17 protein-coding genes are annotated in these 19,427 nt (G+C 70.1%); 12 read left to right on the top strand and 5 right to left on the bottom strand.

Annotated features, from left to right (window positions below; genetic code table 11):
* Positions 1–31 precede the first annotated feature (31 nt).
* Complete coding sequence (locus ACIHCX_RS00390) at positions 32–988, bottom strand: hypothetical protein (protein WP_400025166.1); 957 nt, start codon at positions 986–988, stop codon at positions 32–34.
* A gap of 137 nt (positions 989–1,125) precedes the next feature.
* Between ACIHCX_RS00390 and ACIHCX_RS00395 the strand changes: the two genes are divergently transcribed.
* From ACIHCX_RS00395 to ACIHCX_RS00445, 11 genes are all read left to right on the top strand, one after another.
* On the top strand, positions 1,126–3,756 hold the full coding sequence (locus ACIHCX_RS00395; protein WP_400025167.1) for a valine--tRNA ligase: 2,631 nt from the start codon (positions 1,126–1,128) through the stop codon (positions 3,754–3,756).
* Positions 3,757–3,884: 128 nt separating this feature from the next.
* Positions 3,885–5,402 carry a bifunctional folylpolyglutamate synthase/dihydrofolate synthase gene (locus tag ACIHCX_RS00400; RefSeq protein ID WP_400025169.1) on the top strand — a complete coding sequence of 506 codons (1,518 nt, stop codon included), beginning with the start codon at positions 3,885–3,887 and terminating at the stop codon, positions 5,400–5,402.
* A gap of 6 nt (positions 5,403–5,408) precedes the next feature.
* Positions 5,409–5,771 (top strand): DUF4233 domain-containing protein, encoded by a 363-nt coding sequence (locus tag ACIHCX_RS00405; protein WP_400025171.1) that lies wholly within the window; start codon positions 5,409–5,411, stop codon positions 5,769–5,771.
* A 64-nt stretch (positions 5,772–5,835) separates the two neighbouring features.
* Positions 5,836–6,249, top strand: coding sequence for a nucleoside-diphosphate kinase (gene ndk, locus ACIHCX_RS00410; RefSeq protein ID WP_400025172.1), 414 nt, complete (start codon positions 5,836–5,838; stop codon positions 6,247–6,249).
* A gap of 313 nt (positions 6,250–6,562) precedes the next feature.
* Entirely contained in the window at positions 6,563–7,582 is a 1,020-nt protein-coding gene (locus ACIHCX_RS00415; RefSeq protein WP_400025174.1) for a rod shape-determining protein, read from the top strand.
* Between the two features lie 159 nt (positions 7,583–7,741).
* Complete coding sequence (gene mreC, locus ACIHCX_RS00420; RefSeq protein WP_400025175.1) at positions 7,742–8,683, top strand: rod shape-determining protein MreC; 942 nt, start codon at positions 7,742–7,744, stop codon at positions 8,681–8,683.
* Positions 8,684–8,697: 14 nt separating this feature from the next.
* On the top strand, positions 8,698–9,375 hold the full coding sequence (gene mreD / locus ACIHCX_RS00425; protein WP_400025177.1) for a rod shape-determining protein MreD: 678 nt from the start codon (positions 8,698–8,700) through the stop codon (positions 9,373–9,375).
* A gap of 71 nt (positions 9,376–9,446) precedes the next feature.
* Entirely contained in the window at positions 9,447–11,765 is a 2,319-nt protein-coding gene (gene mrdA / locus ACIHCX_RS00430; RefSeq protein ID WP_400025179.1) for a penicillin-binding protein 2, read from the top strand.
* A complete protein-coding gene (gene rodA / locus ACIHCX_RS00435; RefSeq protein ID WP_400025181.1) occupies positions 11,762–12,961 on the top strand; it encodes a rod shape-determining protein RodA in 1,200 nt (399 codons plus the stop codon). The genes mrdA and rodA overlap by 4 nt, the downstream gene beginning before the upstream one ends.
* Positions 12,962–13,046: 85 nt before the next feature.
* Positions 13,047–14,555 (top strand): CHAD domain-containing protein, encoded by a 1,509-nt coding sequence (locus ACIHCX_RS00440; protein ID WP_400025182.1) that lies wholly within the window; start codon positions 13,047–13,049, stop codon positions 14,553–14,555.
* A gap of 92 nt (positions 14,556–14,647) precedes the next feature.
* Positions 14,648–16,627 (top strand): TIGR03960 family B12-binding radical SAM protein, encoded by a 1,980-nt coding sequence (locus ACIHCX_RS00445; protein ID WP_400025184.1) that lies wholly within the window; start codon positions 14,648–14,650, stop codon positions 16,625–16,627.
* A gap of 112 nt (positions 16,628–16,739) precedes the next feature.
* Here the strand turns inward: ACIHCX_RS00445 and ACIHCX_RS00450 are convergent, their stop codons facing one another.
* The 4 genes from ACIHCX_RS00450 to ACIHCX_RS00465 are packed head-to-tail and all read right to left on the bottom strand — an operon-like array spanning position 16,740 to position 18,815.
* Positions 16,740–17,213 (bottom strand): GNAT family N-acetyltransferase, encoded by a 474-nt coding sequence (locus ACIHCX_RS00450; protein WP_400026546.1) that lies wholly within the window; start codon positions 17,211–17,213, stop codon positions 16,740–16,742.
* A 29-nt stretch (positions 17,214–17,242) separates the two neighbouring features.
* Complete coding sequence (locus ACIHCX_RS00455) at positions 17,243–17,665, bottom strand: arsenate reductase ArsC (protein WP_400025185.1); 423 nt, start codon at positions 17,663–17,665, stop codon at positions 17,243–17,245.
* A 29-nt stretch (positions 17,666–17,694) separates the two neighbouring features.
* A complete protein-coding gene (locus ACIHCX_RS00460; protein WP_400025186.1) occupies positions 17,695–18,438 on the bottom strand; it encodes an aquaporin in 744 nt (247 codons plus the stop codon).
* Positions 18,435–18,815 (bottom strand): ArsR/SmtB family transcription factor, encoded by a 381-nt coding sequence (locus ACIHCX_RS00465; RefSeq protein WP_400025188.1) that lies wholly within the window; start codon positions 18,813–18,815, stop codon positions 18,435–18,437. Before ACIHCX_RS00465 ends, ACIHCX_RS00460 begins: the two co-directional genes overlap by 4 nt.
* Positions 18,816–18,894: 79 nt before the next feature.
* Between ACIHCX_RS00465 and ACIHCX_RS00470 the strand changes: the two genes are divergently transcribed.
* Complete coding sequence (locus ACIHCX_RS00470) at positions 18,895–19,365, top strand: ArsI/CadI family heavy metal resistance metalloenzyme (protein ID WP_400025190.1); 471 nt, start codon at positions 18,895–18,897, stop codon at positions 19,363–19,365.
* The last annotated feature ends 62 nt before the right edge of the window (positions 19,366–19,427 follow it).

Genomic DNA, 19,427 nt, shown 5'->3' on the forward strand with positions numbered 1-19,427 from the left:
GACCGGGGCCCCTTCGTCCGTCAGTCCGGCGTCAGGCCTTGACGCGGACCTCCGTGCGGAACTTGGCGGTGAGTTCGGCGTCGGCCGCCGGGTCGCCGCTCTTGCCCGACGCGAGGTTGGCGACGTCCATCGGCATGACGACACCGAGCGTGCTGTGGTCGCCCCAGATGCAGATCGTCATGTTCATCTCCTTCGGCTCACCCGCGCCGCCGGTGGAGTTGTCGACCTTGGCCTGCTGGCACTTGAGGACCGCGTCGCCGAGCGAGTCCGGCGTGTACGCCTTCGGCTCGCCGACCAGCGTGGCGTCCTCGTTGTCGCCGCCCTTCTTGGACTCGTCCTTCATGTGCGCGAACATCGCGTCGACGGTCTTCTCGGGATCGTCGATCGTGCCGTAGACGCCGCCGAACTGGATCATCTTCTGGCTCAGGGGGTTGTCCTTGTCCCCGGCCTGGTAGGCGGCGCTGACGTCCTTGGGGTTGTGCACACCCCACTTCTCGGCGTCCTTCATGTCGTTCTTCGACATGCTGCCGCTGTCTTCGTCGGACTTCTTGTACTCCGTCAGCACCGTCGCCGGCGTCGTCAGCTTGTGCGGGCCGTCGTTCGCGACGCTGGAGCCGCTGCCGCCCCCGCCGAACACGAAGTACGCGCCCACCGCGATCGCCGCGACGACCGCCACCGCGCCGATGATCAGGCCGGTCTTCTTGCCGCCGCCACCGGCAGCCGGGGGCTGCGGGGCGGCGCCGTAGGGCTGCTGGCCGTACGGGGGCTGCTGGCCGTACGGGTTCGGCTGGGGCGGGACGCCCGGGGCGCCGGGCTGCTGCGGGTAGCCGTAACCGGGCTGCGGCTGGGCGGGAGGGGCCTGCTGGGGGTAGCCGTAGCCGGGCTGGGGCGGTCCCTGCGGCGGCTGCTGGCCGTAGGGACCAGGCTGGCCGTACGGCCCGGGCTGCTGGGGCTGCCCGCCGTACGGGCCCGGCTGGTTGTCGCTCATTTCCTGGGTTCCCCTCCAGATGCTTATGTGTCCCTGACATCCTGGCGCAGGTACGGCGATGCCATGTCATCGGGGTCGCCACCGTTACGAAACAAATGCGGTTCGGGACAGCGGCGTGACGCCTCTAAACTGACCCCGTGACCGAGAACGCTCAGCAGCAGCCCCCAGCGCCCGACACCGAACTGCCGACCCAGTACGCGCCGGCCGACGTAGAGGGGCCGCTGTACGAGCGCTGGGTAGAGCGGGGTTACTTCGAGGCGGACGCGAAGAGTGAGAAGCCGCCGTTCACCGTCGTCATCCCGCCGCCGAACGTCACCGGCTCGCTCCACCTGGGCCACGCCTTCGAGCACACGCTCATCGACGCCCTCACCCGCCGCAAGCGCATGCAGGGCCACGAGACGCTGTGGCAGCCCGGCATGGACCACGCCGGCATCGCCACCCAGAACGTCGTCGAACGCGAGCTCGCCAAGGAAGGCAAGTCCCGGCACGACCTCGGCCGCGAGGCCTTCGTCGAGCGCGTCTGGCGGTGGAAGAACGAGTCCGGCGGGCAGATCTCCGGCCAGATGCGCCGCCTCGGCGACGGCGTCGCCTGGTCGCGTGAGCGCTTCACCATGGACGAAGGCCTGTCGCAGGCCGTCCAGACCATCTTCAAGCGGCTCTACGACGACGAGCTGATCTACCGCGCCGAGCGCATCATCAACTGGTGCCCCCGGTGCCTGACCGCCATCTCCGACATCGAGGTCGAGTACCAGGACGACGACGGCGAGCTCGTCTCGATGAAGTACGGCGACGGGGACGACACCATCGTCGTCGCCACCACCCGTGCCGAGACCATGCTCGGTGACACCGCCGTCGCCGTGCACCCCGACGACGAGCGCTACCGCCACCTCGTCGGCAGGCTCATCAAGCTCCCGCTCACCGACCGTTCCATCCCGGTCGTCGCGGACGAGCACGTCGACCCCGAGTTCGGCACCGGCGCCGTCAAGGTCACCCCGGCCCACGACCCGAACGACTTCGAGATCGGCCGGCGCCACGACCTGCCCGCCATCACCGTGATGGACGAGCACGCCGTCATCACCGCGCACGGCCCCTTCCAGGGCCTGGACCGTCTCGAGGCCCGCTCCGCCATCGTCGCCGCCCTGCGCGCCGAGGGCCGGATCGTCGCCGAGAAGCGCCCGTACGTCCACTCCGTCGGCCACTGCTCGCGCTGCAAGACCACCGTCGAGCCGCGCCTGTCCATGCAGTGGTGGGTCAAGGTCGGCCCGCTCGCGCAGGCCGCCGGCGACGCCGTCCGGGACGGCCGCGTCAAGATCCACCCGCAGGAGATGGAGAAGCGGTACTTCGACTGGGTCGACAACCTCCACGACTGGTGCATCTCGCGGCAGTTGTGGTGGGGCCACCGGATCCCCGTCTGGTACGGGCCGAACGGCGAGGTCGTCTGCGTCGGACCCGACGAGCAGCCGCCCGGCACCGAGGCCGAGGGCTGGAAGCAGGACACCGACGTCCTCGACACCTGGTTCTCCTCCGGCCTGTGGCCGTTCTCCACCCTCGGCTGGCCCGAGCAGACCGAGAGCCTCGCGAAGTTCTACCCGAACTCCGTCCTGGTCACCGGCTACGACATCCTCTTCTTCTGGGTCGCCCGGATGATGATGTTCGGCCTGTACGCGATGGACGGCACCCCGCCGTTCCGCACCGTCGCCCTGCACGGCATGGTCCGCGACCAGTTCGGCAAGAAGATGTCGAAGTCCTTCGGCAACGCGGTCAACCCGCTGGACTGGATGGACAAGTACGGCTCCGACGCCCTCCGGTTCACCCTGGCCCGTGGCGCCAACCCCGGCGTCGACGTGCCGATCGGCGAGGACTGGGTCCAGGGCTCGCGCAACTTCGCCAACAAGATCTGGAACGCCACCCGCTTCGCGCTGATGAACGGCGCGACGGTGGACGGTCCGCTGCCGGACGCCGCGAAGATGTCGGCGACCGACCGCTGGATCCTGTCCCGGCTGAACTCGGTCGTCGCCGAAGTCGACGCGTACTACGAGGACTTCCAGTTCGCCAAGCTGTCGGACACGCTGTTCCACTTCGCCTGGGACGAGGTCTTCGACTGGTACGTCGAACTGTCCAAGACGACGTTCCAGGCGGGCGGCGAGCCGGCCGAGGTCTCCCAGCGGGTCCTGGGCGAGGTCCTGGACGTCACGCTGAAGCTGTTGCACCCGGTGGTCCCGTTCGTCACGGAGACGCTGTGGACGACGCTGACCGGCGGCGAGTCGCTCGTCATCGCCGAGTGGCCGACCGACAGCGGCTTCCGGGACGCGGACGCCGAGCGGGAGATCGAGACCCTCCAGTCCGTCATCACCGAGGTCCGCCGCTTCCGTGCCGACCAGGGGCTCCAGCCGGGCCAGCGCGTCCCGGCCCGCCTGGTCCTGGACGGCACGGCGCTGGTCCCGCACGAGCCGGCCATCCGCCAGCTGCTGCGCCTCCAGCCGGAGGGCGACGCCTTCACCGCCACGGCGACGCTGCCGGTCGCGGGCGTCGAGGTCGCGCTGGACCTGTCCGGGGTGATCGACGTGGCGGCGGAGCGCAAGCGCCTCGCCAAGGACCTGGCCAACGCCGAGAAGGAGAAGGCCCAGGCGACGGCGAAGCTCGGCAACGAAGCCTTCCTGGCCAAGGCCCCGGACAACGTCGTGGAGAAGATCCGCGGCCGCCTGGCGAAGGCCGAGGAGGACATCGCACGGATCGCCGCGCAGCTGGAGCGGCTGCCGCAGGCGTAGGGCCTCCCGCGGCGGGCACCCCGCAAGCGCGGGGAGCGGACCCACGTGAGGGCACGAAGGTCCCTGGAGCCACTCGACTCCGGGGACCTTCGACCACGTATGTCAGCGGCCCTCCGTACACTGGCCCCGTGAGTGAGTTCCCCCCGGACAACAGCGGGCAGCCCGACCCCCTCGACTCCTTCGACGAGATCATCGAGGCCGAGACCACCCGCGACCCCGACCTCGCGGTGATCGAGGCCGGCAGCCGCACCCTGCGCACGCAGGGCGGCCCGCCGCAGACGGACGTCCCCGGGCGCCCGGAGGACCCCGAGGTCGACAAGGCGCTGCGCGAGGTCGAGGCGGAGCTGGCCACCCGCTGGGGCGAGACCAAGCTGGAGCCCTCGGTCAGCCGGATCGCCGCGCTGATGGACGTCCTGGGCGAACCGCAGCGGTCCTACCCGTCCATCCACATCACCGGCACCAACGGCAAGACCTCCACCGCCCGCATGATCGAGGCCCTGCTCGGCGCCTTCGAACTGCGCACCGGCCGGTACACCTCCCCGCACGTGCAGTCGATCACCGAGCGGATCAGCCTGGACGGCGCCCCGATCTCCGCCGAGCGGTTCGTCGAGACGTACCAGGACATCAAGCCGTACGTGGAGATGGTCGACGCCGCGCAGGAGTACCGCCTGTCCTTCTTCGAGGTGCTGACCGGCATGGCGTACGCCGCCTTCGCCGACGCGCCGGTCGACGTGGCCGTCGTGGAGGTCGGGATGGGCGGCAGCTGGGACGCCACCAACGTCATCGACGGCGACGTCGCCGTGGTGACCCCCATCGACCTGGACCACACCGACCGCCTGGGCACCACGCCCGGCGAGATCGCGGGGGAGAAGGCCGGCGTCATCAAGCAGGACGCCACCGTGATCATGGCCCAGCAGCCGGTGGACGCCGCCCAGGTGCTGCTGAAGAGGGCCGTGGAGGTCGACGCGACGGTCGCCCGTGAAGGGCTGGAGTTCGGTGTCGTGGCCCGCCGGGTGGCCGTGGGCGGGCAGCTGCTCACCCTGCGCGGTCTGGGCGGCGAGTACCCCGAGGTGTACCTGCCGCTGCACGGCGCCCACCAGGCACACAACGCCGCCGTGGCGCTCGCCGCCGTCGAGGCGTTCTTCGGCGTCGGCGCCCAGCGCGCCCAGCCGCTGGACGCGGAGACCGTGCGCAAGGCCTTTGCGTCCGTCGCCTCGCCGGGCCGCATGGAGGTCGTACGGCGCTCGCCGACCGTGGTGCTGGACGCCGCGCACAACCCGGCGGGCGCGCGGGTGACCGCCGAGGCGGTCCAGGAGGCGTTCGACTTCAGCCGGCTGATCGGCGTGGTCGGGGCCAGCGGCGACAAGAACGTGCGCGGTCTGCTGGAGGCCTTCGAGCCGATCTTCGCGGAGATCGTGGTGACGCAGAACTCCAGCCACCGCGCGATGGACGCCGACGAACTGGCCGCCCTCGCCGTCGAGGTGTTCGGCGAGGACCGGGTCCAGGTCGAACCGCGGCTGCCGGACGCGCTGGAGGCCGCGATCACGCTCGCCGAGGAGGAGGGCGAGTTCGCCGGCGGCGGTGTGCTCGTCACCGGCTCCGTCATCACCGTCGGTGAGGCCCGACTGCTCCTGGGGAGGGGCTGACTTCTCGTGCGTACGCTGTGTTCCTCGACCCTGATCGGCGAGTTCTTCGTCATCGGCTTCGCCGCGCTGGTCGCGATGAAGGACCCCGGCCTGTCCATGGCCACGGTGTGGACGGTCAGCGGCATCGCGATGCTGCTGTGCCTGCTGCTGTGCGGCGTGGCGACCCGGCCCAGCGGTGTGGTCCTCGGCTGGGCGCTCCAGGTGGCGCTGATCGCGTCCGGTCTGGTCGTGCCGATGATGTACTTCCTCGGCGCGGTCTTCGCGGCCCTGTGGTGGGCGTCGGTGCACTTCGGGCGGAAGATCGAGGAGGCCAGGGCCCGATTCGCCGCGCAGGCCGCCGAGGCCGGCCCTCCGGCTGACGCTGCGTGACAGGAACGGCGACACGCCCTGTAACCTCGTCCCACCGCACATCTGCCAGGTGAAGGAGCCACCCGTGACCCAGCGCACCCTCGTCATCCTCAAGCCCGACGCCGTCCGTCGTGGCCTGACCGGCGAGATCATCAGCCGTATCGAGCGCAAGGCCGGCTGGCAGATCACCGCGCTGGAGCTGCGCGGTCTGGACACGGAGACCCTGGAGCAGCACTACGGCGAGCACAAGGGCAAGCCCTTCTACGAGCCGCTGATGGAGTTCATGGCCTCCGGCCCGGTCGTGGTCATGATCGTCGAGGGCGAGCGGGTCATCGAGGGCGTGCGCGCGCTGGCCGGCCCGACCGACCCGATCGCCGCCGTTCCGGGCTCGATCCGCGGCGACTTCGGCGTGATCGTCCGGGAGAACCTGATCCACGCCTCCGACTCCGAGGAGTCCGCCGAGCGCGAGGTGAAGATCTTCTTCCCCGGCCGCGGCTGACCCTCGCGGAGCCGTCCCCGGCCCGCCCCGGCTGACACCTCGTCAGCTCTGCTGTTCGCCCGACCCGGGCGGCCGCGCGAACCCGGCCGCCCGGTGGTATAGGCGTGCCGATCGGGGGAACGAGTGCCTCCGATGGACCGTCTCCACAAGCGAGGCGGTACGCCATCTGCTGACAATGGCGAAGACCCTCGCGCAGTGTTCGTGCAGGCGCGTCTACGATGGAAGCCTTCACGTCACAGCACCTACCTCGCCGTACCTGAAATGCCGTCAAAAGCTCCCAGGGAAGGCCAGACGAATCCTGATGGGGAACTCAATGTCGTTCATCGGCCGTGACATGGCTGTCGACCTCGGGACCGCCAACACGCTGGTGTACGTCAGGGGTCGCGGGATCGTACTCAACGAGCCGTCCGTCGTCGCGATCAACACCAACACCGGTGGGATCCTCGCGGTCGGCGCCGAGGCGAAGAAGATGATCGGGCGCACGCCGGGCAACATCGTCGCCGTGCGTCCGCTCAAGGACGGCGTGATCGCGGACTTCGAGATCACCGAGCGGATGCTCCGCTACTTCATCCTGAAGATCCACAAGCGGCGGTATCTGGCTCGTCCGCGGGTCGTCGTCTGCGTGCCCTCCGGCATCACCGGTGTCGAGCGTCGCGCCGTCATCGAGGCCTCGTCCCAGGCCGGCGCACGTCAGGTGCACATCATCGAGGAGCCCATGGCCGCGGCCATCGGCTCCGGCCTGCCGGTCCACGAGGCCACGGGCAACATGGTGGTGGACATCGGCGGCGGCACCACGGAGGTCGCGGTCATCTCGCTCGGCGGCATCGTCACCGCCCAGTCCATCCGCGTCGCGGGCGACGAGCTGGACAACGCGATCATCCAGCACGTCAAGAAGGAGTACTCCCTCCTGCTGGGCGAGCGGACGGCCGAACAGATCAAGCTCACGATCGGTTCGGCGTACGACCTCGACGCCGACGAGCACACCGAAATCCGTGGCCGGGACCTGGTCTCGGGGCTGCCGAAGACCGTTGTCATCTCGGCCGCCGAGGTGCGCAGGGCGATCGAGGAACCGGTCAACGCGATCGTCGACGCGGTCAAGACGACCCTCGACAAGTGCCCGCCGGAGCTGTCCGGCGACATCATGGACCGCGGAATCGTCCTGACCGGCGGCGGAGCACTGCTGCGCGGCCTCGACGAGCGGCTGCGCAGCGAGACCGGCATGCCGATCCACATCGCCGAGGACCCGCTCGACAGCGTGGCGCTCGGGTCGGGCAAGTGCGTCGAGGAGTTCGAGGCACTCCAGCAGGTCCTGGACGCGCAGCCGCGCAGATGACACAACTCATCGACTCCGCCGTACGAGATGATCTTTTCTCGTGCGGCGGATCGTTGATATAGAGGCTTAAGCTCCCGCAAGCGGGCCCCTTGGGATGGCGCGCAGACCGCGCTTCGCCGGGGCCACCCAGTTCCTATGAGGAAGGCACGGCCGCCGCACGTGAGGGACACGAAAGAGAGCCGGCTGCTCCTGGTGCTGCTGATCGCCATCGCGTTCGCGCTGATCACGGTGGACATCCGCGGCGGGGAGAACTCCCCGGTGGACGGTGCCCGGCGGGCCGCCGCCACCGTCTTCGGTCCGATCGAGAACGGGGTGTCGGCCGCGGTGAACCCGGTCGGCAACGCGGTCTCAGCGGTCCGCGACTCCGGCGAGCGCCACGACCGGCTCGCCGCGCTGGAGAAGGAGAACGCCGCCCTCAAGGCCGAACTCGGCAGCGACGCCGGCAAACGCAGCCGCCTCAACCAGCTGAACAAGATGCTCAAGCTCGCCGGAGACGGCCAGTACGGCATCAAGGGCGCCCAGGTCATCGCCATAGGGGCGGCCCAGGGCTTCTCCTGGACCATCACCATCGACGCCGGGGCGAGCGACGGCATCAAGCGCGACATGACCGTCCTCAACGCCGACGGCCTGGTCGGCCGCGTCACCACCGTGGGCCCCAGCACCTCCACCGTGCTGCTCGCCAACGACCCCGACTTCACCGTCGGCACCCGCATGGAGGGCAGCGACGAACTCGGCTTCGCCTCCGGCCAGGGCGACCGGCCGCTGCGCGTGCAACTCCTCAACGGCAAGGCGGACGTGAAGAAGGGCGACCGGATGGTCACCTTCGGCTCCGAGGCCGACCGGCCCTTCGTGCCGGGCGTCCCGGTCGGTGTCGTCTCCCGTGTCGACCCCTCCGGCGGCGACCTGACCCGTACCGTCTACGTCACGCCGTTCGCCGGCTTCACCAAGCTCGACGTGGTCGGCGTCGTCGTCCAGGCCCCGAAGAAGGACCCGCGCGACGAGGTCCTGCCGCCGAAGCCCAAGCCGACCCCGACGCCCACGGTGACCGTGACGGTCACCCCCTCCGCCGACGCCTACGCCAACGACTATCCGCAGCAGTAGGAGCTTCACGTCCCATGCGCCTCAACCGGATCCTGCTCTCCACCGCGCTGGTCGTCGTCGCCCTGGTGATCCAGGTGAGCGTCCTGTCCCGGCTGCACCTGCCCGGAGCCGTCCCCGACCTGCTGCTGCTCACCGTCCTCGGCCTGGCCATGGTCTACGGCCACGTCGGCGGCGCCCTGGTCGGCTTCGGCGCCGGGCTGCTCGCCGACCTCGCCCCGCCCGCCGACCACGCCGCCGGCCGCTACGCGCTCGTGCTGTGCGTCATCGGCTACCTCGCCGGACTCATCAAGCCCGGGACCGGCCAGGTCAAGTCGGTCACCGGACCCATGGCCGTGGTGGTCGCCGCCGCCGTCAGCTCCACCCTGCTGTACGCGGGCGTCGGCGCCCTCGTCGGCGACACCGCCGCCCGCCATGTCGGCCTGGGCGGACTGCTGCTGACGGCCGCCGTGTACGACCTGCTGCTCGCCCCCTTCGTGGTGCCCGGGATCATGTGGCTGGCCCGGCGCGCGGAGAACGACCCGCTCGCCGACTCCGGCTCCGCCGCCGGGAAGAGCGACATCTCCTCCGGCTGGCTCTCCGCCGGCACCGGACTGAGCATCGGCGGCCGGCGCGGCACGCTCGGCGGCCTGAAGGCCAAGGCCCGCACCCGCACCGCCCGGGTCGGCCGCATCAAGGGAGTCAAGCGACTGTGACAGCACGGCAGCCGGCCGCGCAGCCGGCCGCACAGGTCCGTTACACGCACTGAGAGGGGGAGGCAGCACCCGTGACCAACATCCCTGAGACCGGCCGGACCCCACGCGTCCAGACGCGGCTCGTCGTCATCCAGATCCTCGTCCTCTCCCTGCTCGGCACCCTCGGCGGCCGGCTGTGGTACCTCCAGATCCGCGAGGGCGCCCACTACCAGAAGGAGGCCTCCGGCAACCACGTCCAGCAGGTCGTCCAGCCCGCCGTGCGCGGCTCCATCCTGGACGCCCGCGGTGTGCCGCTCGCCGACAACGAGACCCGGCTGGTGGTCTCCGCCTCCCGCACCGACCTGCTCAAGCAGAAGGACGACGGCAAGGCGGTCCTCACCAAGCTCGCCGGTGTCCTCGGCATGGACGTCGACGAGGTCATGCAGAAGGTCCGGCTGTGCGACGCCAAGACCCCGCAGCCCTGCTGGAACGGCTCGCCGTACCAGCCCATCCCCATCACCGACGAGGCCACCCCGCGCCAGGCCCTCCAGATCCGCGAACGCGCCGAGGACTTCCCCGGCATCACCGCCGAACCCGAGGCCGTGCGCCGCTACCCCGGGCCCGGCAAGTCCAACTCCGCGCAGGTCCTCGGCTACCTCTCACCCGTCACCGACGAGGAGATCCAGCAGGCCAAGGACACCGAATCGCCCTATCTGCGCTCCGACATGGTCGGCCGCTCCGGCCTGGAACGGCAGTATGACCGGGCGCTGCGCGGCAAGGCCGGCGTCACCCGCTACGAGGTCGACAACCTCGGCCGCGTCATCGGCAAGTCCAAGTCGGACGCCGCCGAATCCGGCTCCAGCCTGGTCACCAGCATCGACTCCCGCGTCCAGCGGATCGCCGAGTACGAGCTGGACAAGGCGATGAAGGACGCCCGGCTGCAGTTCGACAACATCACCGGCAAGAACTACAAGGCCGACTCCGGGGCCGTCGTCGTCATGGAGGCCAAGACGGGCCGTGTCGTCGCCATGGCGTCCGCCCCCACCTACGACCCGAACGCCTGGGTCGGCGGCATCTCCGCCAAGGACTACAAGGCCCTCACCGGCAAGAACTCCGACTACCCGCTGCTCAACCGGGCCATCCAGGGGCAGTCCGCGCCCGGTTCGACCTTCAAGGTGGTCTCCACGGCCGCCGCGGTCGAGGCCGGCTACGACTTCAACGGCAACTACCCGTGTGTCAGCTCCTACTCGGTCGGCAACCAGGTCTTCAAGAACTTCGAAGGGGAGAGCTTCGGCCCGATCTCGCTCGGCCGGGCGCTGGAGGTCTCCTGCGACACCGTCTTCTACTACCTCTCGGACAACGAGTGGAAGAAGGACGGCGGCATCAACCCCAAGAAGGGCAAGCCGAAGGACTACTTCTACAAGGCCGCCCACCAGTTCGGCCTCGGCAAGGAGACCGGGATCGACCTGCCCAACGAGGTCACCGGCCGCGTCCCCGACCGCGAGTGGAAGCAGCGGTACTGGGAGGCCAACAAGGACGGCTGGTGCAAGACCGGTAAGAAGGACGGCAGCTACGTCGAAAAGATCGCCTACGAGAACTGCCTCGAGGGCAACAAGCTGCGCGAGGGCGACTCGATCAACTACTCCATCGGCCAGGGCGACACCCTCCTCACCCCCATCCAGGAAGCCGTCATCTACGGGGCCATCTCCAACGGCGGCACCATGTACACGCCGAGCATCGGCAAGGCGATCATCAGCTCCGACGGCAAGCAGGTCACCGAGATCAAGCCGAAGTCGCACGGCAAGCTGCCCATCACCAAGGCCACCCGCGACATGATGGACGAGGCGCTGGCAGGCGTGGCCACGCGCGGTACGGCCGCCTGGAAGTTCGCCGGCTGGCCGCAGGACAAGATCCCGCTGCACGCCAAGACCGGTACCGCCGAGGTCTACGGCAAGCAGACCACCTCCTGGCTGGCCACCTACAGCAAGGACTACACGATCATCATGACCATCGCCCAGGCCGGTACCGGCTCGGGCGCCTCCGGTGAAGCCGTCCGCAACATCTACAGCGCCCTGTACGGCGTCCAGGCCGACGGCTCCATCGACAACAAGAAGGCCCTGCTGTCCACCCCGCAGAAGAGCCTGCCGAAGATCCAGTCCGACGGCTCGATCGCCGCCCCGAAGGTGCCCGCCGACCCGGCCAAGGACCAGGAGAAGAACGCCAAACAGTCCGACCAGCAGGGCGGCAACGCCCAGGACGACCAGCAGGGCGGCGCCACCGCGAACGACCAGCAGGGCGGCAACGCGCCGAACGACCAGCAACCGCCGGCGACCACCGCCTCGCCCCCCACAGGCAACCGCAACACCCGCAGGCGCCAGCGCCGAAGGGGAAGCCGGAGGACGACCGCATGACCGGCGCGAACAGCTTCTCCATCTCCGGATACGGCCCCGAACGGGGCGGCTGGACCCGGATCCTCGCCCGCGACTCGGCCGCCCGCCGACTCGACTGGCCGATACTGTTCAGCGCGCTCACGCTGTCCGGGATCGGCGCCGCCCTGGTCTACTCCGCCACCCGCGGCCGCTCCGGCATCAACCAGGGCGACCCGTACTACTTCCTGATCCGGCACCTGATGAACACCGGCATCGGGTTCGCCCTGATGCTCGGCACCGTCTGGCTCGGCCACCGCACCCTGCGCAACGTCGTGCCCATCCTCTACGGGCTCTCGGTCCTCGGGGTGCTGCTGGTGCTCACCCCGCTCGGCGCCACCATCAACGGCAACCGCAACTGGATCGTCCTCGGCGGCGGCTTCTCCCTCCAGCCCTCCGAGTTCGTCAAGGTCACGATCATCCTGGGCATGGCGATGCTGCTCGCGGCCCGGGTCGACGCGGGCGACAAGCCCTACCCCGACCACCGCACGATCCTCCAGGCGCTCGGCCTGGCCGCCGTACCCATCATGGTCGTGCTGCTCATGCCCGACCTCGGCACGGTCCTGGTCCTGGTGACCATCATCCTGGGCGCGCTGCTCGCCTCCGGCGCCTCCAACCGCTGGATCTTCGGCCTGCTCACCGCGGGCGTCCTCGGCTGCGTCGCCGTCTGGCAGCTGCACATCCTGGACGAGTACCAGATCAACCGGTTCGCCGCCTTCGCCAACCCCAGCCTCGACCCGGCCGGCGTCGGCTACAACACCAACCAGGCCCGCATCGCCATCGGCTCCGGCGGCCTGACCGGCGCGGGCCTCTTCCACGGCTCCCAGACCACCGGCCAGTTCGTCCCCGAACAGCAGACCGACTTCGTCTTCACCGTCGCGGGCGAGGAACTCGGCTTCGCCGGCGCCGGCCTGATCATCCTGCTGCTCGGCGTCGTGCTCTGGCGCGCCTGCCGCATCGCCCGCGAGACGACCGAGCTGTACGGCACCATCGTCGCCGCCGGGATCGTCGCCTGGTTCGCCTTCCAGGCCTTCGAGAACATCGGCATGACCCTGGGCATCATGCCGGTCACCGGCCTGCCCCTGCCCTTCGTGTCCTACGGCGGCTCGTCGATGTTCGCGGTCTGGGTGGCGGTCGGACTGCTCCAGTCGATCAGACTGCAACGGCCCTTGTCCGCCTAGCAGCCCCTGCCGGCACATCCAACCCGGCGGCGACCCACCGCCCGGACCCCTGCCGCCGGAGCCGGACCCGCACTAGATTCGGGTCATGGCGGACATGAAGGTGAAAAGGGAGATCGAGCGGAAGTACGAGGCCGGCGACCGCGCACTGCCCGACCTGACCGGCGTCGGCCCGGTGGCGGCCGTCGTCGACCAGGGCGTCGCCGAACTCGACGCCGTCTACTACGACACCGCAGACCAACGCCTCACCGCCGACGGACTCACCCTGCGCCGCCGCACCGGCGGCACCGACGCCGGCTGGCACCTGAAGTTCCCGGTCGGCCCCGGAGTGCGCGACGAGATCCACGCCCCCCTCTCCGACACCGTGCCACCCGACCTCGCCGGGCTCGTCCGCTCCCGCGTCCGCGACGCGGAACTGCTCCCCCTGGTCCGCATCCGCTCCCGGCGCGGCATCCGCCACCTCGTCGACGCCGACGGCACCCCGCTCGCCGAGGTCGCCGTCGACGCCGTACGGGCCGAACGGCCGACCGGGCACGGCCGCACGGCCCAGTGGACCGAGATCGAGGTGGAACTCGCCGACGGCGGCGACCCGGCGCTCCTCGACGCCGTCGACAAACGCCTGCGCAAGGCAGGCGTACGCCCCTCCCCGGCAGCCTCCAAACTGGCCCGCGCCCTGACCGAGACCGCCCCACCGGACCGCCCCCGTCCCACCCCGGACGCGACCCCCACGACGGCCGGCGACCACGTCCTCGCCTACCTGCGCGCCCAGCGCGACGCCCTCGTCGCACTCGACCCCGCCGTCCGCAGGGACGAGTACGACTCCGTCCACCGCATGCGCGTCGCCACCCGCCGCCTGCGCAGCGCCCTGCGCACCTACCGCAACGTCCTCGACCGGAACGCCACCGACCCGGTCCGCGCCGAACTGAAATGGCTCGGCACCGAACTCGGCCGCGACCGCGACCAGGAAGTCCTCACCGAACGCCTCACCACCGGCCTCGACGACCTGCCCTACACCCTGGTCAGCGGCCCCGTCCGCACCCGGCTGCGCACCTGGTCGCAGACCGCACACGGCGACGCCCGTGGACTGCTCCTCGCCGACCTCGACGGCGAGCGCCACCTGGCCCTCCTCGACGCACTGGACGCCCTGCTCGCCGACCCGCCGCTGCGCCCGGCGGCCGCCGGGAAACCCGCCAAGGTGATCGCCAAGGCCGTACGCAAGGAGCGCGCGGCGCTCTCCGCCCTGCTCCACCAGGCCCTCGACCTGCCGCCGGGCCACGACCGCGACCTCGCCCTGCACGAGGCCCGCAAGAAGGCCAAGGCCACCCGGTACGCGGCCGAGGCGGCCGTGCCCGCCCTGGGTGATCCGGCCGCCGCCCTGGTGAAGGCGGCGAAGTCGCTGCAGAGCCTGCTCGGCGACCACCAGGACAGCGTCATGGCCCGCCGTACCCTGCGCGAGCTGGCCGGCCAGGCGCACGCGGCGGGGGAGAGCGCCTTCACGTACGGGGTGCTCCACGGACGCGAGGAGCAGCGCGCGGCCGAGGTGGAGGCGCGGCTGCCGGAAACCCTGCGGACGATCAGGAAGCGCAAGGCCCTCTGAGTGCTCCGGCCCGCCTCCGGAGCGTTCGGGACAGGTCCGGGACCGGGTTAGGCTTGATGGTCACCCCTGTCAGCTCACGAAGGTCCGTCGAGATGTCTGCCGAAGCCGCCGAGACCGTCGAGTCTGTGTTCCCACAGCTCGAAGCCCTGCTCCCGCATGTGCAGAAGCCGATCCAGTACGTGGGTGGCGAGCTCAACTCGACCGTCAAGAACTGGGACGACTGCGACGTCCGCTGGGCGCTCATGTACCCGGACGCCTACGAGGTCGGTCTGCCCAACCAGGGCGTCATGATCCTCTACGAGGTCCTCAACGAGCGCGAGGGCGTCCTGGCCGAGCGCACCTACAGCGTCTGGCCCGACCTGGAGGCGCTGATGCGGGAGCACGGCGTCCCGCAGTTCACGGTGGACGGCCACCGCCCCGTGAAGGCCTTCGACGTCTTCGGCCTGTCCTTCTCCACGGAGCTGGGCTACACGAACATGCTGACGGCCCTGGACCTGGCCGGGATCCCCCTGGAGGCCAGGGACCGCACGATCGACGACCCGATCGTGATGGCGGGCGGCCACGCGGCCTTCAACCCCGAGCCGATCGCCGACTTCATCGACTGCGCGGTCATCGGCGACGGCGAGCAGGCGGTACTGGAGGTCACGGAGATCATCCGGGCCTGGAAGGCGGAGGGCCGCCCGGGCGGACGCGAGGAACTCCTCTTCCGCCTGGCGCGGACGGGCGGGGTGTACGTGCCCGGCTTCTACGACGTCGAATACCTCCCCGACGGCCGCATCGGCCGCGTGGTCCCCAACAGGTCGGGCGTCCCGTGGCGCGTGTCGAAGCACACGGTGATGGACCTGGACGAGTGGCCGTACCCGAAGCAGCCGCTGGTGCCGCTGGCGGAGACGGTGCACGAGCGCATGTCGGTCGAGATCTTCCGCGGCTGCACGCGCGGGTGCCGCTTCTGCCAGGCCGGCATGATCACCCGCCCGGTGCGCGAGCGCTCCATCACGGGCATCGGCGACATGGTGGAGGCCGGTCTGAAGGCGACGGGCTTCGAGGAGGTGGGCCTGCTCTCCCTGTCCTCCGCCGACCACTCGGAGATCGGCGACGTCGCCAAGGGCCTCGCCGACCGCTACGAGGACGACAAGATCGGCCTCTCGCTGCCCTCCACCCGCGTGGACGCCTTCAACATCGACCTGGCGAACGAGCTGACCCGCAACGGCCGCCGCTCGGGCCTCACCTTCGCCCCGGAGGGCGGCTCGGAGCGCATCCGCAAGGTCATCAACAAGATGGTCTCGGAGGACGACCTGATCCGCACCGTCGCCACGGCCTACGGCAACGGCTGGCGCCAGGTGAAGCTGTACTTCATGTGCGGCCTGCCCACGGAGACGGACGAGGACGTCCTCCAGATCGCCGACATGGCGACCCGCGTGATCCAGAAGGGCCGCGAGGTCTCCGGCGCCAACGACATCCGCTGCACGGTCTCCATCGGCGGCTTCGTCCCCAAGCCGCACACCCCGTTCCAGTGGGCGCCCCAGCTCTCCTCCGAGGAGACGGACGCCCGTCTGGAGAGGCTCCGCGACAAGATCCGCGGCGACAAGAAGTACGGCCGCTCGATCGGCTTCCGCTACCACGACGGCAAGCCCGGCATCGTCGAGGGCCTGCTGTCCCGCGGCGACCGCCGCATCGGCGCCGTCATCCGCGCGGTCTACGACGACGGCGGCCGCTTCGACGGCTGGCGCGAGCACTTCTCCTACGACCGCTGGATGGCCTGCGCCGACAAGGCCCTGGCTTCCTTCGGCGTCGACGTCGACTGGTACACCACCCGCGAGCGCACCTACGAGGAGGTCCTCCCCTGGGACCACCTCGACTCCGGTCTCGACAAGGACTGGCTCTGGGAGGACTGGCAGGACGCCCTCGACGAAACAGAGGTCGAGGACTGCCGCTGGACCCCGTGCTTCGACTGCGGGGTGTGCCCCCAGATGGACACGGCCATTCAAATCGGCCCGACGGGCAAGAAGTTGCTTCCGCTGACGGTCAAGAACGCAGGTCCGACGCCGGCTGCGAGTGGTCACGCGCACTGAGGTCAGCGAGGCACTCGACCGGGTGAGGGAGGCGCTGGCTGGCTTCGAGCCCGCTCTCCTCCAGCGAGGGGACTCGCCGGTTTCCGGTGGCGTTTGAAGGCGTGGGTGCGCCCTATACGACCGCAGGGCTGCGGCGTTCGATGAGCACGACGTCGCGCCATACGCCGTGATGCCGGCCGATGCGTTCGCGCGTGCCGATGACGCGGAAGCCCGCCTTCTGGTGCAGAGCGAGGCTGCTGGTGTTCTCGGGGAAGATGCCCGACTGGATGGTCCAGATGCCCGCCGCTTCGGTCGAGGCGATCAACGCGTTCAGCAACGCCGTCCCGACTCCTCGGCTGCGGGCGTCGGGGTGGACGTACACCGAGTGTTCGACCACGCCGGCGTAGACGCACCGGTCGGACACCGGCACCGCCGCGGCCCAGCCCAGCACCTTGCCCTCCTGGTCCACGGCGACGTGCCGGTGGTCGGACAGCTTGGTGGCGTCGAACCGTTCCCAGGTGGGCGCGGCGGTCTCGAAGGTGGCGTTGCCCTCGTCGATGCCGAGTCGGTAGATCCCCAGCACCTCGTCGGCGTGCTCGGGGCCCATGGCCACGATGTGAACTTCGGTCGCGGCACTCACACTTGGCTCGTCGGGGCGATCTCGTCGAGCAGGCCGCGGATGCGCTTCTCGATTTTGTCGCGGATGGGTCGGACGGCGTCGACGCCCTGCCCGGCCGGGTCGGGGAGTGCCCAGTCGAGGTAGCGCTTGCCGGGGAAGACGGGGCAGGTGTCGCCGCAGCCCATGGTGATGACCACATCGGAGGCCTGGACGGCTTCGACCGTGAGCACCTTGGGCACCTCGGCGGAGATGTCGATGCCTGCCTCCGACATCGCTTCGACGACGGCCGGGTTGACCGTGCCGGTGGGCGCGGACCCGGCGGAGCGGACCTGTACGCGGTCGCCCGCCAGGTGCGTGAGGAACGCGGCGGCCATTTGGGAGCGCCCGGCGTTGTGGACGCAGACGAACAGTACGGAGGGACGTTCAGCGGAGGTGTTCATGCCGGTGTGTCTTTCTGGGCGGAGGCCGGTCAGGGGCGTGGGGGAGCGGCGAGTTCGGGTTCGCCCCGGGAAGGAACGGTTGCGGTCTGTGCGGGGGCTGGGTGTCCGAAGACCGCGAGCACCAGCCCCAGCCCCAGCGCGGCACCCGCCAGTTGGGCCACGACGAACGGGCCGAGCGAGCCGGGGGCGATGCCGGCGAAGGTGTCGGTGAAGGCCCGGCCGAGGGTGACCGCCGGGTTCGCGAACGAGGTGGAGGACGTGAACCAGTACGCCGCTCCGATGTAGGAGGCCACGGCGACGGGTCCGAAGTGGGCGCGGTCGGAGCGGGCCAGTCCGAAGACCAGCAGGACGAGTCCGGCGGTCGCGACCACCTCGCCCAGCCACAGGTGACCGGCGGAGCGGTCATGGGTGGACCAGTGGACGAGCGGTTTGCCGAACATGGCGTCGGCCACGACGGCACCGGCGATGGCTCCCATGATCTGGGCCGGGATGTAGGCGGCGACGTCTCGCGTGGTCAGTGCGTCCTTGCTGCGCCGGTCGGTGAGCCAGGCGGCGAGGGTGACGACGGGGTTGAAGTGCGCACCGGAGACCGGCCCCAGGAGCGCGATGAGCACGCCCAGGCCGAAGACCGTGGCCAGTGAGTTGGCCAGCAGTTGTACGCCGACGTCCCTGGTCAGCTCGGTGGCCTGGATGCCGGAGCCGACGACCACCGCGACCAGGGCGGCCGACCCCACGACTTCGGCGGCGGCCCGGCGGCCCAGCGGGGCGCTCACGCGGTTGTCTCGGCCGTCTGCGACGTCTTCAGGACGGCGGCGAGCCGGTCGAGGGCGGCGGGCAGTGCCCAGTAGTAGACCCACGTGCCGCGCCGCTCGCAGTCGATCAGACCGGCCTGCCGCAGCAGCTTGAGGTGATGCGAGATCGTCGGCTGGGACAGATCGAAAGCCGGGGTCAGGTCACAGACGCAGACCTCACCGCCCGCCCGTGAGGCGATCATCGACAGCAGGCGCAGGCGTACCGGGTCGCCCAGCGCCTTGAACGGCTTCGCCAGCTCCGCCGCCTGGTCCTCGTCCAGGGGAGCGGTCACCAGCCCGGGGCAGCACGCGTCGTTCTCGTCGTTCTGTCCGAGCACCACAAGCTCTTGCTTCGACATGCGTCTATGTTGACATCCTTCGATCCAGCTCACAAGCTTGCATAGGCAGACATCAATGCAAGCAGATGGGGGCCCTGTCATGTCCCGTGCTCAGCTCGCCCTGCGGGTCAGCGACCTGGAAGCGTCGATCACCTTCTACTCGAGGCTGTTCGGCACCGAACCGGCCAAGCGACGCGAGGGCTATGCCAACTTCGCCATCACCGAGCCCCCGCTCAAGCTCGTCCTGATCGAGGGCGAGCCGGGCGAGGAGACCCGCCTCGACCACCTCGGCGTCGAGGTCGAGTCCACCGACCAGGTCGACGCCGCCACCACCCGACTCAAGGACGCGGGCCTGGCCACCTTCGAGGAGAACGACACCTCCTGCTGCTACGCCCTCCAGGACAAGGTCTGGGTGCACGGCCCCGGCAAGGAGCCCTGGGAGGTCTACGTCGTCAAGGCCGACGCCGACAGCCTCGGCAAGAGCGCCGCCCCCGACGCGACCGGCCACGGCTGCTGCACCACCCGGACCACCGAACCGGCCGCCGCGTCCACGGGTTGCAGCTGCGGCTGAACCGGCGGCCAGGGCATCGGCCGGCGGGGTGTCTTGCGCCGACCTGCGCCTGGTGCTCCTCG

Origin of the sequence: Streptomyces sp. NPDC052043 (assembly GCF_044548235.1) — a bacterium.
Lineage (GTDB): Bacteria > Actinomycetota > Actinomycetes > Streptomycetales > Streptomycetaceae > Streptomyces.

Bases quoted from the DNA above. Each gene is read 5' to 3' on its own strand.
- ACIHCX_RS00455 (WP_400025185.1), bottom strand. From the start codon at position 17,665: ATGAACACCTCCGCTGAACGTCCCTCCGTACTGTTCGTCTGCGTCCAC.
- ACIHCX_RS00415 (WP_400025174.1), top strand. From the start codon at position 6,563: ATGTCGTTCATCGGCCGTGACATGGCTGTCGACCTCGGGACCGCCAAC.
- ACIHCX_RS00390 (WP_400025166.1), bottom strand. From the start codon at position 988: ATGAGCGACAACCAGCCGGGCCCGTACGGCGGGCAGCCCCAGCAGCCC.
- ACIHCX_RS00440 (WP_400025182.1), top strand. From the start codon at position 13,047: ATGGCGGACATGAAGGTGAAAAGGGAGATCGAGCGGAAGTACGAGGCC.
- ACIHCX_RS00465 (WP_400025188.1), bottom strand. From the start codon at position 18,815: ATGTCGAAGCAAGAGCTTGTGGTGCTCGGACAGAACGACGAGAACGAC.
- ACIHCX_RS00470 (WP_400025190.1), top strand. From the start codon at position 18,895: ATGTCCCGTGCTCAGCTCGCCCTGCGGGTCAGCGACCTGGAAGCGTCG.
- rodA (WP_400025181.1), top strand. From the start codon at position 11,762: ATGACCGGCGCGAACAGCTTCTCCATCTCCGGATACGGCCCCGAACGG.
- ACIHCX_RS00450 (WP_400026546.1), bottom strand. From the start codon at position 17,213: ATGGGCCCCGAGCACGCCGACGAGGTGCTGGGGATCTACCGACTCGGC.
- mreD (WP_400025177.1), top strand. From the start codon at position 8,698: ATGCGCCTCAACCGGATCCTGCTCTCCACCGCGCTGGTCGTCGTCGCC.
- ACIHCX_RS00445 (WP_400025184.1), top strand. From the start codon at position 14,648: ATGTCTGCCGAAGCCGCCGAGACCGTCGAGTCTGTGTTCCCACAGCTC.